We start from the raw sequence: 16,892 nt of genomic DNA, 5'->3' as shown, positions 1-16,892 counted from the left end.
TGCTCGATTAAGACAATTGGGCTGGGCTTAACTTGTAGCAATTACGGCCCGAGGCTTTGGCTTGATACAAGGTTTTATCGGCCTGCTCATAGAGTTGTTCGGCTTCCATGGTGTCGTTCGCCTCAGCGGCTCCCAAGCTACTGCTCACGCCAAATTGATGGAAGCTTGCATTAGCATTGGTGGCTGTGACGATACGTTCGCACAGTAAACCCGCCGCATGAATATTCCCTTGTACTATCACCACAAACTCGTCACCACCGATGCGAAAGGCCTGATCTGTACTGCGAATACTGCTGCGGATAGTGTCTCCGAACTCTTTCAAAATATAGTCACCGCATTTGTGGCCATATTTATCGTTAAGCTGCTTAAAATTATCCAAATCCAACACAATTAGTGACACTGCGCCCTGTTTTCTGTGGGCTCTGGCCACCGCATTTATCAGACTTTGAGTGTAATAATGGCGATTGCCAAGGCCGGTGAGGGAATCGAACATCGCCTGCATCGACATCTCTTGATACTGAATGGCATTTAACAAAGGTAGCAGTAGTAGTGGCTCAATTTCTTGCAGCGTAATCGCTTGCGATGGTGTGAGCGGCGTCAGCAGTTGATACTGCAATGTAATTGGCATGCCACCACAGATGAGTTGCCGTTTAAGGCTAATTCCATAACGTTTGCCCCAGCTGAATTTATATTGTGTGGATTGCAGGCGAACGCCTTGAATAGGCAGATGTTGTCCCAACACTTTGCCGTAGCAGGCAAAGACTGTCCGCGGATCTAAGCTAGCGTGCAGTTGCTGAATAACTTGTACCAAATCCAGTGGCGTGGAAACAGGACTGTATGCCTCTGTTTGATAGTTAAATTCATCAGGATATAAGGTTGTCGCTAAGCCAAAGTCCATTATGATTACCCCAGCAAAATGAAATGGCGATAAAAACTGTTACCTTGGTTAAGCAATATGTGTGCCGTATTATTTGCTAATAAAATTTGTCTTTATATGTCACTCAGTTAAGCTTAAAGCACCCCTCCCAATTTTTTAACATGCCAGTTATTTGACAGGAGCAAATGTATCTATGGAACATGGTTTCTTGATCCAAATTCTGCTGATGCTGGTCATTGCTATCGTCGCGATTGCCTTGTTACGACGTATCGGTTTACCAGCCATTTTGGCGTATTTATTAACGGGTGTGGTGAGTGGACCCAGTGGGTTCCACTGGTTTACTCAGCAGCAAATGCAATCTGTCGCCGAGCTTGGGGTTGTGCTCTTGATGTTTACCCTAGGGTTAGAATTTTCGGTGCCAAGATTATGGGCGATGCGCAGAACTGTATTTGGTTTAGGTAGCGCGCAGGTCATCGTCACAACAGTACTCACTATGCTGGTTGCGTTGGCCTGTGGCCAGAATTGGATTGAGTCTCTGGTTATCGGCGCGGCAATTGCGCTTTCTTCCACTGCGATTGTGCTCAAGCTACTTAACGAGCAGGGCTGGCTAAGACGCCGCCATGGTGAGTTGTCGGTTAGTGTGTTGTTATTTCAGGATTTAGCTGTCGTTCCTCTACTTATTCTACTGCCTTTACTGGCCCAAAATAATGATGAGCCCTTGATGTTAGCGGCAATCGCCTTGGCGCTGTTGAAGGGAATTCTTGCTTTCTTCTTGCTGATGGCCTTAGGCAAATGGGCCTTACCTCGACTGTTTGATGAGGTGGCGAGATCGCGCTCTAATGAACTCTTTGTACTCTCGACGCTGGTGGTGGCCTTAGTCACGGGGGCTTTTACCCAGTGGTTAGGCTTGTCTATGGCGCTCGGGGCCTTTATGGCGGGAATGCTGCTCGGTGAGAGCCAGTACCGCCGCCAGCTTGAGGCTGATATTCGACCGTTTCGCGATTTACTCATGGGGCTGTTTTTTATCTCCATCGGCATGATGTTAGATTTCGCGCTGGTGATGCAGTTTTGGTGGCAGATTTTACTTATCTTGCTCGCGGTTGTAGGTGGCAAGGCACTGATTATCCATGGCTTATTGCGACTGGTCGGCGAGCCATTTCGGATTGCTATCAGCACGGCTTTGAGTTTGGCGCAGGTAGGTGAATTTAGTTTTGTGGTGTTGGCGCTTGCCGTGAGTTATGGCCTATTGAGTAACGAGACCAGTACTATGCTGGTGATGGTCGCGGTATTGTCTATGAGCCTTGCGCCTTGGTTAGTGCGTCATAGTGTGGATATTGCCAAATGGCTTTTGGGGATCCGCCAGTCGGGGCATGTGGATGAAGTGATTCCGATTGTTACCGACGAACATGATCTAGTAGTGATTTTAGGCTATGGCCGCGTTGGCCAAACTATAGCACGGTTTTTAAAGACAGAAGCCGTGCCCTATTTAGTGCTCGATCTTGACCCCACACGGGTATCTGAGGCGCGCCGGGCAGGGGAGCCGATTTATTTTGGTGATGTGTGTAAGCGGGCGATCCTTAAACAAGTGGGGATTAAACATGCCAAGATGATCGTTATCACTTTCTGTGAATCCCGTAGCTTGGAAGAGGCTTTACCCCTGTGTAAGCAGTTGGCTCCAGAGGCTAAGATTTTAGTCAGAACCCGTGATGATAGTGAACTTGCCATGTTGCAAAAGGCGGGGGCGAATCAAGTGATCCCCGAGACCTTAGAAGGTAGTCTGATGTTAGTCTCACAGGTGTTGCATCAATGCGGTGTACCTTTAGCAAGGATCCTCAAACGATTGGAGTCAGAAAGGCGCAACCATTATCAGTTTTTACACGGCTTCTTTTCGGGGACTGAAACCGACGTTACCTTAGAGTCGCTCCATGCCGTTCTGTTACATCGCAGTGCCTATGCTGTCGGCAAGCAAGTGGCGGATATCGATTGGGAACAGTTGCGAGTCGAACTGAGGGCAATCCGCCGCAGCGGCGCCGAAGTTGAACATCCAGAGCAAGATTGGATATTTCGCGCTGGGGATATTTTGCTGATTATGGGTAAGCCCAGAAGGCTTGAGAAAGCTGAGGCCAAGCTGTTGCATGGATAGCTGTATGCTTGCATAGGTACTGATATGACGACTTACAAAAGTAACCACAAACCTAACTTTTAGATGCGCTCGTCGACCCCATTGGGATAACCGTTAGCTATCTGCTTATTCTGTCAAGTGTTTTACCAGAATGAGGCGTTACGCTGGTAAATACCAATTGCAATGATTCGTTACGTTATAAAATTGTTGCTTAAGTGTGATAGTGATATTCTCGCTGCAAAATTATCTTGGGCATATGGTCCCGACAATGGCTAGGAGCGTGAATATTGAAAACGGTATTAAAACGAATTGGACTTGGCACTCTCGCCATAGTGCTGTTGCTCGGGGCGCTCGCCGCCCATGAATGGTATGCGAAAAAACCATTTTTCTTCCGTGCATTTTTAGATAGAAGTGTGGTCAAAATGGCATTCGAAAGCCCCGAGACCTTAACCTCCTTGGGATTTTTAGAATCCGTTGGCATCACTGGCCACAATGCCTTGCTCGACGATGATAGCCCTGCGGCCATGGATAAAACCTTTACCCAAGTCCGTGCTCTCAGGGATACTTTACTCAGCTACCAAGATACCGACCTAGATGATAATCAGCGCATTTCGAAGGATATCGCACTGTATCTGGCGGATTTTGCCTTGGCATCTGAACCCTTTCGCTACCACAATTACCCAGTAAATCAGTTGTTTGGTGTACAAAATGGTTATCCCAGCTTTATGCAGGCACAGCACCAAGTGCACTCGGTTGAAGATGCCGAAAACTACTTATCACGCTTAATTGCGGTGAAGACTAAATTTGGCCAAACCCTTGAAGGACTAAAGCTTCGAGAGGCTAAAGGCATTATTCCGCCTAAGTTTGTGATTGAGCGGGTGCTAACCGAAATGAATGACTTCATTAATGCGCCCGTCGAAGACAATATTCTCTACAGCTCTTTTAAGACTAAACTCGCCGACACGCAAATCAGTGCCGATGAGCAGGCGCGTTTGCTCGCGCAGGCAAAAGCCAATATCGAGTCCGATGTTAAACCAGCATATCGACTCTTTATCGATTACTTCACGGCATTACAGACTAAAGCAGGCACGAACGATGGTTATTGGGCTTTGCCGAATGGCGATGTGGCCTACGAGCAGTTGCTGAAGTTTTTTACCACCACAAATTACAGCGCCGATGAAATCCATGCCAAGGGATTAGCCGAGGTAAGCCGTATTCAGGACGAAATCATGACGATTTTGGCCGCGCAGGGATACGACACCAGCCAAGGGTTCTCGGTGGCAATCGAAGCGCTGGCCGCCGATCCTAAATTCTATTATGAAGACTCAGATGCGGGCCGGGCGCAGATCTTAGTGGATTACCAAAAAATCCTCGATGAGGTGAATGCGGGCTTAGATAACGCCTTCCGTATTCGTCCGAAAGCGGGGATGGAAGTGGTGCGCATTCCTGAATTTAAAGAGAAAACTGCACCCGGCGCTTATTATCAGCAGCCGGCGATTGACGGTAGTCGTCCGGGGCGTTTCTACGCCAACCTGTTCGACATCAAAGCGACGCCTAAATACGGTATGCGCACCTTGGCTTACCATGAGGGGATCCCTGGGCATCACTTCCAAATCGCGGTGGCGATGGAGCTTGAAGGGCAACCGCTGATCCGTAAGATGGCGCCTTTTACGGCCTATATCGAAGGTTGGGCACTCTATTCTGAGCGTTTAGCCTGGGAACTCGGTTTTCAACAAGATCCCTTCGACAATATCGGTCGATTACAGGCGGAGCTGTTTAGGGCGGTGCGTTTGGTTGTCGATACGGGAATTCACCACAGCCGCTGGACGCGCGAGCAAGCCATTGACTATATGAAACAAAACACTGGTATGTCTGACCGTGATGTGACCGCCGAAATCGAGCGTTATATCGTTATGCCCGGCCAAGCGACGGCCTATAAGGTGGGTATGATGAAAATTCTCGAACTGCGGGAAAAAGCCAAACAAGCCCTAGGTGATAAATTCGATTTACGGGATTTTCACGATGTGGTGCTGAAAAATGGTGCGGTTCCCTTAGATATTCTAGAAAAATTAGTTGACCATTATATCGCCGAAAAACGCAGCCAAGCCTAAGCTTGCGTGAGCTAACGACCCGCAGGCGAGCCCTGCGGGTATGTTATCCGGCTCTCGTATGTGAGTCCTATTCTGGCTTTCGCCATTCGGTTTCAATACAATTCCCCCTTACACGTTGATAAATGCCTTAGACAATCATGGTTTATTGTCCGTCGAGGTATTTTTGAGTTTCAAGGTTTTGCAGATGAATCGCTTGTCCCCCCAAGAGCCGATCCAATTGACTCAAACGGCTATTGAGTCCTTATTCACGCCGCCGACACTGATGCGCGCCCGTGATTATGTGATGCAGGGGAGGGTGTTAAGCGCGAAAGCCAATGCCGATTTTCGCCATATCGAAGGCACCGTCACTGGCACGGAAACCACGCCTTATCGTCAGGATATTCGTCTGGTCAGTGTCAATCATAAACTCGTTATGAATGGCTTCTGCTCCTGCCCCGCCAGCGGCAACTGTAAACATATGGCCGCGGTACTCTACAGTCTGCTCACGGATAAAACCGTTGAAGATCAACGTATCGCCCAGTGGTTACACCTACTCGATGAAGCCGATGATCCCAATGTGAATGATGTCGAATCCCTCTACGATGACAGGGTGCTGTATATCCTTTCAAAGGACGATAACGGTGTGTTTATCGAGCTGAGACGCGGCAAGCTTGGTAAAAAGGGCGGTTACAACAAGGGCACTAAGATTGCGCTCTCGGACGTGCAATATTATATGCCCGCTTGGATTGGCGCCGAGGATGTGCTGATCTTAAATCTTATTATGTCGACCAGACGCCACGGCGCATCGCGCCTGTATCTTAAGGCGCAGCTAGGGGCGGTGGCGATTGAGAAAATGCTCGCCACCGAGCGTTGCTTTTGGGAGGAGAGCCGCCTCGCATTAACCGCAGGCGAGGCCATTACACCGCAATTTCTTTGGCAGGATATCGACAGCGAACACAAGCAAATGCGCCTAGTCTTGCCCGAGCGGGATAACTGGGAGCTGGTGCCGACTGAACCGCCTTACTATATCGAGCTGGATTATTTTCACATCGGCCTTATTGATACCGACATTAGCGTCGATAAGCTGCGTCTACTCAGCCAAATGCCGCCCGTGCCGAGCACCCAGGTTGAATTGGTGAGCCATAGACTGATCAAGCATTTTTCGGCGCGCACTGTGCCGCCGCCAAGCGCCATCGATTTTGTCGAGCTGAGAGATAAGTTAAAGCTTCGTTTGACGCTTAAGGTAATCCCCGCAGGCACAATGCCTAGCAGCAATCCGTTGTCTGTGCTGGATACTCGCATCGCGCAGCCGTATCTCGCGCTGGAGTTTGTCTACGGGGATCTCGTCTTAAGTAGCAATGCCGCTAAAGAAGCATTAACTCTGGTGACTCAGGGCGGCACCACCTATCAAATTAACCGCGCGCTTGAAGAAGAACAGCAAGCCGTGTCAAAGCTGCAAACCCTTGGCTTTAGCCGCTTTAGCTTGGAGGGTGCAGCAAATGGAGCTTCCCTCTGGAGTTTAGGTAATTTGCCCGATACGATTCGGGAATGGCTAGCGTTTATCGATGAAGAAGTCCCAAGATTACAAACTCAAGGCATCGAGGTGCGATTTGCCCCAGAGTTTAGCCTTAAGGTGGTCGATACGCCGTTAACGGTTGAGCTGGATGACAGTCAAGAGGGCTGGTTCTCCCTGTCGTTACATGCCGATATCAATGGCCAACGCTTACCTATGTTGCCGCTGGTGGCCACTTGGTTAAAACAACACGGTGAGCCAGCCGATGATGCTGAGCTATTGCTACCCAGCCCCTCTGGCGAGTGGCTAAAAATCAAGGCCAGTGTTATCAAGCCTTTAATGAGCATTATTCAAGAGTTGTTTGAGCTGCATCGTGGCCACAGTATCGCCTTACCTAAGTACCGTGCGCATTTACTCAATGAGTTAGCTGAGAGTGAGATTAGCCTGCTCAATGGTGAAAGGGTGCGTCAACTCGCGACAAAATTAGCCGAATTTAATGGTGTGGTTGCGGTTAGCACGCCGACAGGACTGAATGCGCAGTTGCGCGCTTATCAGCAGCAGGGCTTAAATTGGCTTTGTTTTTTAAAGGAATATCAGCTCGGCGGCATCTTAGCCGACGACATGGGACTTGGAAAAACCATTCAAACCTTGGCATTTCTGTTAAAGCAGCAGGAGGCTAAATCCGTTGGCCAGCCAAGACTGCCGAGTCTGATTATCTGCCCAACCAGTTTAGTGGGGAACTGGGCGAAGGAGGCGGCCAAATTTGCGCCGTCGTTAAGTTTGGCGGTGATCCATGGCGCACAGCGTGGGCCGCTGTTATCGCGATTAAGCGAGTTTGATGTCGTCGTCACAACCTATCCCCTTATGGTGCGGGATTACGATTATTACCAGGCTCAGCCGTTTGAGCATATAGTGCTTGATGAGGCGCAGCAGATTAAAAACGCACAAGCCAAAGTGAGCCAGCAAATTAAGGCGTTGCAAGCGCCGTTTAGACTCTGCCTTACCGGCACGCCCCTTGAGAATCATTTAGGTGAACTCAAGTCATTGATGGACTTTTGTTTACCGGGACTCTTGGGAACAACGGCCTATTTCAATAAGGCGTTTCGCTATCGGATTGAGCGTTATGGCGATGGCGAGCAGGCGAAGGTGTTGAGTCAACGCATCGATCCTTTTGTATTAAGGCGCACCAAGGCTGAGGTGGTGACTGAGCTGCCACCTAAAACCGAGATCTACCAAACCCTAGAGCTTGAGAAAGATCAGCGTAATCTATACGAAAGTATTCGCCTGAGTATGGAGAAAAAAATTCGAGAATTATTTGCTAGCCAAGGCGTGGCGGGCAGCCATATCGAGTTTTTAGATGCCTTGCTCAAATTGCGTCAAGCCTGCTGCGATCCACGATTAGTCAAACTCGAACAGGCGCAAAAGGTTAAAAATAATGCCAAGCTAAACTGGCTGAGCCAAAACCTACCGGAAATGGTGCAGGAAGGTCGCAAGATTTTAATCTTCAGCCAATTTACCAGTATGTTGCTGTTAATTGAGGAATTGCTGCAATCCCTTGACATCGACTACAGTAAACTGACGGGGCAAACTCGGCTGCGTCAGGGGCAAATTGATAAATTCCAAGAAGGCGATACGCCGGTATTTTTAATCAGTTTAAAGGCTGGCGGTACAGGGCTTAATCTTACCGCGGCGGATACGGTTATCCATTACGATCCTTGGTGGAATCCTGCGGCAGAAAAGCAAGCGACGGACAGGGCGCACCGCATTGGCCAAGAAAACCCAGTGTTCGTTTACAAGCTGATTGCCGAAGGCACGGTCGAAGAGAAAATCCAAGAAATGCAGCAGCATAAGCAAGGTTTAGCGGATAGTATTCTCGAAGGAAAGGGTAAAGGCGCGTGGCAAGGCAGTGCCGATGAATTGCTCTCGCTATTCCACTAGCTAAGCCTAAGAAACGTTAACCGACGAATGGTTAACGCATACAGGACACAATAGTCAGAACACAATAGTACAAGACAGAGGTGACCCATGCAGTACCCAGTCGATACCCATACCCATACCGTGGCATCTACCCATGCCTATAGCACTATCCACGATTATTTAGCGGTGGCGAAGCAAAAGGGGATCCGTCTGTTTGCCACCACTGATCATGGCCCGGCGATGGCGGATGCACCGCATTTTTGGCATTTTGTGAATTTACGTGTGCTTCCACGTATGGTCGATGGCGTGGGAGTTTTACGCGGCATCGAAGCCAATATTAAAAACCGCGAAGGTGAAATCGATTACTTTGGCGATTATCTGTCTCAGCTCGATATTGTGTTGGCAGGGTTCCATGAGCCAGTATTTCCGCCCTCGGATAAGGCCACCCATACCGAGGCGATGATTAATGCCATTAAAAGTGGCAAGGTCGATATTATTACCCACCCGGGTAATCCTGCTTATCCCATTGATATTGAAGCTGTCGTCACCGCTGCCGCCAAATATGGTGTAGCGCTTGAAATCAATAATTCCTCCTTTGAAGTCTCTCGCAAGGGCAGCGAAGCTAACTGCACCGCGATTGCCAAAGCGGCAAAAGAATTGGGTGCCACTTTAGTGATGGGCTCGGATTCCCATGTGGCTTTTAGTCTTGGCGGTTTTGACCGTGCCTTAAGTATTATTGAAGCGGTTGATTATCCTAAGGATAAGCTGCTTAATCGCTCACCGATGGCACTGCTTAACTTCTTAACTCAGCGGGGGCATCAAAGCGTTGCCGATTTAATGCCGCTATTTAGCGACGATATCGCTTAAGGCGCCGACGTTAAGAATGCGAAAGGATAACAAGGCGATGTATGCGCCTAATGGCGAGCCAGAATCGACAGTAACAGTATTGTTAACTGGCGCAGATAGCCAACTGTCGAAAGCACTATTACGAGTGCTTGCCAAGGCGGCTTATCGATTCGATGGTCGCGCCTTTCGTGCGCACGCGCTTAGCCATACCGAGTTAGATATTGGTGATAAACAGAGCGTAGCCGCCGCCTTTGCCCAGGTTAAACCTGACTGGGTGATTAACTGCGCCGCCTACAATGCGGTCGATAGGGCAGAAACGGCGGCTGAAGAGGCTTATCGTGTCAATAGCCTAGGGCCTGAGTTATTGGCAAGCGAATGTGCGCTCACGGGCGCGCGTTTGGTACATATCTCTAGCGATTATGTATTTAGTGGCGAGCCTGCGGAGGCTTCTGAACTGGCGTTAAATCAGAACAGCTTAACCGATAGCAGCTTAATCAATGGTGGTTTAACTGAAAGTGGCTTAATTGAAAGTGGCTTAATTGAAAGCGGCTTAATTGAACGCGGGTTAACCGAAAGCGCCACACCAGCTCCCTTATCTGTCTATGGCAAGAGTAAACTCGCGGGGGAGCAAGCGGTGCTGCGCATCCTAGCTGAACGCGCGGTGGTTATTCGCACCGCATGGCTTTACGGTGTCGATGGGCATAATTTTGTGAAAACCATGCTGAGGTTGATGGCTACCATGCCCGATGGTCAGCCGCTCTCAGTGATAAACGACCAAATAGGTTCGCCGACATGGGCAGATGCGCTCGCTCATCTTATTTGGCAGTTAATAGCGAGTCCGCTAGACGTCGGTTGCGGATCACGACTATTCCATTATGCTGGGCAGGGGCAATGCAGTTGGTATGAATTTTCCCTCGAAATCCAGCGCCAAGCCATGGCACTGAAGTTATTAGATAAAGCGGTGCCGATTACTGCTATAGATAGCCTAAGTTATGCGGAAAAAGCGCTTGAGAAAGGCAATAAACTGGCTACAAGGCCTAGTTACAGCACGTTAAATAGCGATAAAGTACACCAGCGCTTAACTGGGCAAAATTTGGCATTAACCCATTGCCCCGAGCTGTGGCGTGACTGGCGGTGGCAGCTAAAGGCCATGCTTGAAGATTATGCCGCAAAAGGCCTTTAGCCATTATCTCTATCATAAGTGGTTGTGAATGGCGTTCAGAACTTTTGAATACAAGATAAGTTGTATGCCCGAAGCACTCCATCCAAGCTACTGATTTATTTCTCCAACCCGTTTTATTTTCAAGGCTGTGAATACGAATGCAGCCTAGGCAATGACTCTTTTCAGCGTATCCAGCTTGGCTTAGACTCGACTTATTTAGCATTTATGCTCGTTGCGTAAGCCTTGCGCCTGAGTGAATTCGTCAGTGCCTTAGTCGATTTTGCTCGATGTATGATGAATTTGTTCTTAATTATCAATTGCTGCCAGTGGCATAATGCCGAAAAGCAAATCGAATACAGGTGGCTAAGTGACAGATAATATAGCGATGGCAGCGCATTTTTCGAAGGCCGATTTACTACGGGTGGTAAAGATTGCCCATGCAGCAGGTGACGCCATCATGGCGATTTATGCCCAAGAGGATTTTGCCGTTACGCAAAAGCATGATGAGAGCCCAGTAACGGCGGCCGATTTGGCGGCTCACAAAGTTATCTTAGCCCAGCTTACCGAGCAATTTGCGGGTATTCCCGTAATGTCGGAAGAAGCGGCGGATATCGCCTGGGATGAACGTCAACAATGGCAGACCTATTGGCTGATTGACCCTTTGGATGGCACTAAGGAATTTATTAAGCGAAATGGTGAGTTTACCGTCAATATTGCGCTTATCCATCAAGGTGTGGCTATTGCTGGTGTGGTTTATGCGCCCGTACTCAATACCGTTTATTTTGGCGCCAAACACTTAGGCGCTTGGCGACAAGACGGGCAGCAAGAGCAAGTGCTACTGGGTTGTAATCCACCAAGACAAGTACCGATAGTGGTGGGCAGTCGTTCGCACTTAAGCCCTGATGTGGCGGACTATTTAAAGGATTTCGGTCAACATGAAATGTTAAGCGTGGGCAGCTCGCTGAAGTTTTGTATGTTGGCAGAGGGCAAGGCCGATCTCTACCCAAGATTAGGGCCAACAAGCGAATGGGACACGGCAGCCGCGCAGGCCGTGCTGGAAAGCGCAGGCGGTAAAGTTGTGTGTTATGACTCAGGTTTACCCTTAACCTACAATCAAAAACCTGACATATTAAACCCATATTTTATTGCCACGGCGCCAGGCTGGGCAGAATAATGAACAATGCCAAGGACGTCTGCATTGACGCCTTGGTCGAATAACAGTGGAGTAAGTCATTCATGATACGCATGGGCATCGATTTAGGTGGCACAAAAATAGAACTCGTCGCCTTAAGTGAGGAAGGTAATGAACTGTTTCGTAAGCGTATCAATACCCCTAGAGATTATCAGGGCACACTGAATGCCATCGTCGATTTAGTGAATGAGGCGGAAGCGACCTTAGGTGAAAAGGGCACGGTCGGTGTGGGGATACCGGGAGTCATCTCTCCCTATTCAGGATTAGTTAAAAATGCCAACTCGACCTGGATCAACGGTCATCCCCTCGATGTGAATTTAGGGGAGCTGCTTGGCCGTGAAGTGCGGGTTGCTAACGATGCCAACTGTTTTGCGGTATCCGAAGCCGTGGATGGTGCTGCTGCGGGTAAATCTGTGGTGTTTGGGGTGATCATTGGCACGGGCTGCGGCGCAGGTGTGGCCATTAACGGCAAAGTACACGCTGGTGGTAATGGTATTGGAGGTGAGTGGGGCCATAATCCGCTGCCTTGGATGACCAAGGAAGAGTTTAATACTACCCGTTGTTTCTGCGGGAATCCCGATTGTATCGAAACCTTTATTTCTGGCACCGGCTTTGTTCGCGATTACAACGAAGCTCTCAGCCGTTCGGTGGATGTGCAAGTTGCGCCCGCGAAATCTGGCACTGAGATCATGGCCTTAGTCGACGCGGGGGATGAAATGGCGATTGCAGCCTTTGACCGTTATATGGACAGACTGGCGCGCTCACTCGCCCATGTGATTAATATGCTGGACCCCGATGCGATAGTTCTTGGCGGCGGCATGTCTAATATTGAGGCGATTTATCCAAGATTACCTGCATTATTAACTCGTTATGTGGTGGGAAGAGAGTGTAAAACGCCTGTAGTGCAGAACCTTTATGGCTGCTCTTCTGGCGTGCGCGGCGCTGCTTGGTTATGGGAAAAATAACCCAGTAACGTTACGTTTTCACTCGTGACAACGCATCGCCTTGGCGATGCGTTTTGCTTTCTTTTGATGTTATGATTGCGCTCCTTTGGATTATTGGGCGCTAGCGCATGTTTTGGATTAAAAAAGTTGTCTCTCAGGCAATTATGCCTGTTCCATTTATCCTGTTGTTATTGCTGCTATCTTTGTTGATTTGGCGCAAACCGCGGTTAGCAAAATGGGCGATTGGTGGTGCATTTACGCTGCTTTTAGTACTCAGTAGTCAATTAAGTGTGGATTACTTGGTCAAGCCTTTAGAAACTCAATATCCCATTAACTCCACTCCTATTACGGGTGCCTGTGTAGTCATGGTGCTGGGGTCTGCACACTCGGATATCCCAGGTGCTACTGCGGTACAATCTTTGTCTGCGGTCGCCTTAGCGCGGCTAACTGAAGGGCTAAGGCAACTCGAATTAGGTCAAGACTGTACCTTAGTGGTCAGTGGTTGGGGAGGGGAGCTAACACAACATCCCCATGCCGAAGTGATGGCAAAGGCGGCAGTTGAACTCGGCGCTGATGCATCACGTATAGTTCAGATCCCCCTTGCGCGCGATACGATTGAAGAGGCGCACTATTTTAAAGAACACTTTGGCAATCAAGCTGTGCGATTAGTCACTTCGGCTTCCCATATGCCAAGGTCGGTGGCGATCTTTAGTGGTCAAGGATTAACGGCGAGCGCCGCACCGACGGATTTTAGGGCTAGGAATGATTTTTACTGGCGCTTAACTGCGGATAACTTACTCGCCTCGCAACGGGCGATACATGAATATATAGGTCGTTTATGGCTCTGGATAAAACAGGAATAAAAATATGACGCTAGAGTCTGATGTTGTCTCGGTTCGCCCACTCTCTAAACGTAATGGCTTAACCTTAACTATTGTAGGCGCCAGCGCCTTTATCTTAGGTTTTGGTTTATTTGTGCTATTTCCTGAGCTATTTGCCGTGGGCTTAGTGTTTTTCAGCTTGGGTGCGATTGCCTTGATCTTGGGCCTTGCAAAGGTGTACGAGCCTGACACCACATTAACTATGGATGAGCAGGGGCTGACTTATTTTCATCGTCGCGGCAAAGTGGCAATGAGCTGGAGCAACATTCAACGGGTAGATATTCCACGAGTCACTCAGGGTGTTGATACCATAGAGCTTTCCTATATAGGCATTAAGCTCAAACAGTTAAATCCTATCCTCGATAACATTTCATTGCGTCTTGCGGCGGGATTATTGACTGAGCAGCGACCATTACTGGTGACTGCGGCATCGCAGCAGGAAGATTTAGCAACCTTGGAAACCTATCTTGGCGCCGAGTTTAGTCCTTTCGTGAATGATGGTGACCGTTACCGTGGGGTATTAGCGATGTTTGGCCATCGTTGCGTGATGCTCAATACTCACCTTGGCTACCATCTTTATATTCCCCACGATAGTTTAGACCGTGACCCTAGAGAATTTATTAAGCTGTTAAGGCAACGCATCGCGCAGAGTACGATTCAAGTCGATGCCACAACTCATTAAAAATACTGATAAAAAAGGGGCCCCGTAGGGGCCCCAATAAATTGCAGAGATGAAGTTCGGGTTGTGCAGGGGGCAACCCAAAGGTACTAGTACTAGTGTGCTACCTCTGCGTGTACCTTATCTATGCCATAGGTTTTACCTTCAGCATGGCAGGTCGCGCATGATTCTACTGGTAGGTTAGGATCAGTTACTGCATCCGCTTCTACAATCGCACCATTACTTCTAAAGTGAGCTACTGCTGCTGCATCTGAGTGAGCGTGACAGGTGCGGCATGATTCTGCTACTGGGCTAATATAGTAGCTACCCACTTTAATAGAACGTTTGCCAGAAGTTAAACCACCGTCAGTTGCGAACAGTTTGGCACCGTCTTTGTGGCACGCTGCGCAATCTGTTTCTGGTGATGGATAACCGAACAACGCACCATTAGCATCACGGAAGATACCTTCCACAACACCGAAGTTACCACTGTGGAAACGGTGAGCAACAGTGAACAGGTCTTTGTTGTTGAAGGTTACTTCTGGGGTGACGACTAACTTGCCATCAGCACCTTTGTAACCAGTCGCGCCATGGCCTGATGCGCCAGTTGTATCGTTGTGGCAGTGCATACATTGATCGAAGGTGTAAACACCATGTCTATAACCTTTAGCGTAGTCTAAGCTACCATGACAAGCGTTACATTTCGCTTCAGCTACAGTGATACGGGCTGGGTTGCTCATACGAGCTGTTGCTGCGGTACCACCATCTAAGTTGAAGAATTTCACTGCAGAGGTGTTACCAATTGGGCTAGTTGGGCCATATTCTAGACCCGTTGTATTACAGCTAACGACTTTGCCGGCTTTCGCGCAGAAGTTTGCTTCAGAACCAACGTAGATAGTGCCAGTTGCTTGTGCATCTGGAACATCTTTAACAATGGTCAACACGCCGCCTGATAGAGTACCGTTTTCCAGTTTGAGGCTGATGGCGGTAGGTTTAACATCACGCCATGAGTATACAGTACCATCTGTCGCTACATTACCCACTAGTAAACCGTTAGCGGCGAACATACCTGTTGGGTTTGAAGTCGCGTTATAGGTTTTCAGTGATGTGCCATCAGCAATCGGTGCACCGTTAAGGGTGATGTTAGCTTTAAAGGTAATGGTTTTCATGCCGACAGTTGCAGATGGAGCAACAGTAGGAGTTGTGAAATCCACTTTCATCAGCGAAGCGTATTCAGCACGTTTACCTACGCTGTGAACCACTGCTGGAGATAAGTTACCTGCGCCATGACAAGAGTTACATTGAGTGTCATCCGCTTGAGCTAAACCAAACTCTGAGTGATTTTCACCAGTTGCGAAGTTGACTGTCATATGGCAGCCCACGCAAGCTTGTGCGTAAACGGTGTTATAGCTAGGTTGCTCAGTTGTGTGGCAAGAAGTACATTCTTTAAGATCAGATGGGAATCCAATCTCACTCCACTCTTTAGCGGTTTTATTGGTTAAATCGAAGTTAGCTGCGTTTTCTGCACCAGAGTGGATACGGTGGATCATTGCAGGGAAATCAAAAATCAGACCTGCTGCAAGGTTAGCATCACTCGGTACTTGCGCTGGGTTATGGCAGGTTACGCAGTTTTTAACATCTTGATAGTTATGGTGGGCTTCAATCTTAGCGATATGACCATCAGCTTCACCATGACAATTCTTACATGCATCACTTGATACAGTGTCTTTACCTGATGCGGCTAATTCATCAGTCGCAGGGATAAAGTCTACTGGAACAGATAGAATTTTATCTGCTAAAGCCACACCTTCGCTATTTGCGATATTGTAGGCACGTAAGAACACCCTGTGTACTGCGTTAGGATTGTCATTTGGGTTAATGATAGGTGCAGCACCATCATAGGTCCAAGAGGCTGTATAAGTACCTGGGTTTGCAGTGTCTTCAGTTAATGTACACGCATTTTTAGTACCGTTAAGGCCATTGAGTGTACAAGTTAAAGATGTGCCAGCATTGTTTGCCATGGCATTGTTTTGCCATTCGATTGGCGCACCAGTGCCAGAGGTGTTTTCATTCGCCGTTAACGAGTAAAGGGCAATTTTATCGAGTCCCATAAAGGGCACATCTTTTCCTGCATTTTTACCAGTAACAGAGAATTTAACACTGAAACCTTCACTGCTTGTGACTTTGATATCAGCTGGGCTAAGAGTAAATTTCAGATCGGTTATAGATTCTGCGGTTTTAGCAAAAGAACCCGCTGGCAAACCTGGTGTACCAGGAGTGCCCGGTGTTCCAGGGGTACCAGGTGTTCCGGGCGTGCCGGGTGCACCATCTTGCCCGTCTTTTCCGTCCCCGCATGCGGTTAAACACAAGGCACTAGTGAGAGCTAGTGCCAGTAGAGATTTATTGTAGTTTTTCATCATCGCGTCCCTTTTTCTTTCTATAAGACTGCGTGTGCAGTGACTCTACTATAGGTTCATTCACCTACTTATAAAGGGGTATTTACAAGTTTGTATTCGATATGTGAACAGTGATTTAACACACCAAAATGGAAATTCTAAAATATGAAATTGAATATTTCTAATTTCGTAATTGGCATCTAAAAGTATGAAGTGGATAGCAAATTTTTACTTTTAATTTTAATGGCTTGTTGAGATTAATTTTCAATTAATTTTGGAGGCAGAGACTTATGA

General features: G+C 48.2%; 11 protein-coding genes. 9 read left to right on the top strand and 2 right to left on the bottom strand.

Translation table 11 applies throughout. The annotated features are described in order from the left end of the window. Positions 1–7: 7 nt before the first annotated feature. The gene (gene dgcS, locus EYR25_RS13430) at positions 8–898 is read right to left on the bottom strand and encodes a diguanylate cyclase DgcS (protein ID WP_133180702.1); all 891 of its coding nucleotides are present in this window, start codon (positions 896–898) and stop codon (positions 8–10) included. A gap of 172 nt (positions 899–1,070) precedes the next feature. On the opposite strand from dgcS, the gene EYR25_RS13425 reads away from it, so the two are divergent. From EYR25_RS13425 to EYR25_RS13385, 9 genes are all read left to right on the top strand, one after another. After that, on the top strand, positions 1,071–3,020 hold the full coding sequence (locus tag EYR25_RS13425) for a monovalent cation:proton antiporter family protein (protein WP_023267400.1): 1,950 nt from the start codon (positions 1,071–1,073) through the stop codon (positions 3,018–3,020). Positions 3,021–3,286: 266 nt separating this feature from the next. Further along, on the top strand, positions 3,287–5,110 hold the full coding sequence (locus tag EYR25_RS13420; RefSeq protein ID WP_133180700.1) for a DUF885 domain-containing protein: 1,824 nt from the start codon (positions 3,287–3,289) through the stop codon (positions 5,108–5,110). Positions 5,111–5,294: 184 nt separating this feature from the next. Next, on the top strand, positions 5,295–8,540 hold the full coding sequence (locus EYR25_RS13415; RefSeq protein WP_133180698.1) for a DEAD/DEAH box helicase: 3,246 nt from the start codon (positions 5,295–5,297) through the stop codon (positions 8,538–8,540). 87 nt (positions 8,541–8,627) lie between these two features. After that, positions 8,628–9,386 (top strand): phosphatase, encoded by a 759-nt coding sequence (locus EYR25_RS13410; protein WP_133180696.1) that lies wholly within the window; start codon positions 8,628–8,630, stop codon positions 9,384–9,386. A 37-nt stretch (positions 9,387–9,423) separates the two neighbouring features. Next, positions 9,424–10,548, top strand: a complete 1,125-nt coding sequence (locus EYR25_RS13405) for an SDR family oxidoreductase (protein WP_133182870.1) — start codon at positions 9,424–9,426, stop codon at positions 10,546–10,548. Between the two features lie 364 nt (positions 10,549–10,912). Beyond that, positions 10,913–11,701: a 3'(2'),5'-bisphosphate nucleotidase CysQ gene (gene cysQ / locus EYR25_RS13400; protein ID WP_165953575.1), complete on the top strand. Its 789-nt coding sequence runs from the start codon at positions 10,913–10,915 to the stop codon at positions 11,699–11,701. A 62-nt stretch (positions 11,702–11,763) separates the two neighbouring features. Further along, on the top strand, positions 11,764–12,684 hold the full coding sequence (gene mak / locus EYR25_RS13395; RefSeq protein ID WP_133180692.1) for a fructokinase: 921 nt from the start codon (positions 11,764–11,766) through the stop codon (positions 12,682–12,684). Between the two features lie 107 nt (positions 12,685–12,791). Next, positions 12,792–13,526, top strand: coding sequence for a YdcF family protein (locus EYR25_RS13390; protein WP_133180690.1), 735 nt, complete (start codon positions 12,792–12,794; stop codon positions 13,524–13,526). Between the two features lie 4 nt (positions 13,527–13,530). Beyond that, the gene (locus EYR25_RS13385) at positions 13,531–14,226 is read left to right on the top strand and encodes a DUF2982 domain-containing protein (RefSeq protein WP_133180688.1); all 696 of its coding nucleotides are present in this window, start codon (positions 13,531–13,533) and stop codon (positions 14,224–14,226) included. 92 nt (positions 14,227–14,318) lie between these two features. Here the strand turns inward: EYR25_RS13385 and EYR25_RS13380 are convergent, their stop codons facing one another. Beyond that, entirely contained in the window at positions 14,319–16,622 is a 2,304-nt protein-coding gene (locus tag EYR25_RS13380; RefSeq protein ID WP_133180686.1) for an OmcA/MtrC family decaheme c-type cytochrome, read from the bottom strand. Positions 16,623–16,892: the final 270 nt, after the last annotated feature.

Source organism: Shewanella decolorationis (genome assembly GCF_004354305.1).
Classification (GTDB): Bacteria; Pseudomonadota; Gammaproteobacteria; order Enterobacterales; family Shewanellaceae; genus Shewanella; species Shewanella decolorationis.
Note: the sequence above shows the minus strand (reverse complement) of the source record. Positions and strands in the feature narration are given on the sequence as shown.

Bases quoted from the DNA above. Each gene is read 5' to 3' on its own strand.
- dgcS (WP_133180702.1), bottom strand. From the start codon at position 898: ATGGACTTTGGCTTAGCGACAACCTTATATCCTGATGAATTTAACTAT.
- EYR25_RS13425 (WP_023267400.1), top strand. From the start codon at position 1,071: ATGGAACATGGTTTCTTGATCCAAATTCTGCTGATGCTGGTCATTGCT.
- EYR25_RS13415 (WP_133180698.1), top strand. From the start codon at position 5,295: ATGAATCGCTTGTCCCCCCAAGAGCCGATCCAATTGACTCAAACGGCT.
- EYR25_RS13410 (WP_133180696.1), top strand. From the start codon at position 8,628: ATGCAGTACCCAGTCGATACCCATACCCATACCGTGGCATCTACCCAT.
- EYR25_RS13405 (WP_133182870.1), top strand. From the start codon at position 9,424: ATGTATGCGCCTAATGGCGAGCCAGAATCGACAGTAACAGTATTGTTA.
- cysQ (WP_165953575.1), top strand. From the start codon at position 10,913: ATGGCAGCGCATTTTTCGAAGGCCGATTTACTACGGGTGGTAAAGATT.
- mak (WP_133180692.1), top strand. From the start codon at position 11,764: ATGATACGCATGGGCATCGATTTAGGTGGCACAAAAATAGAACTCGTC.
- EYR25_RS13390 (WP_133180690.1), top strand. From the start codon at position 12,792: ATGTTTTGGATTAAAAAAGTTGTCTCTCAGGCAATTATGCCTGTTCCA.
- EYR25_RS13385 (WP_133180688.1), top strand. From the start codon at position 13,531: ATGACGCTAGAGTCTGATGTTGTCTCGGTTCGCCCACTCTCTAAACGT.
- EYR25_RS13380 (WP_133180686.1), bottom strand. From the start codon at position 16,622: ATGATGAAAAACTACAATAAATCTCTACTGGCACTAGCTCTCACTAGT.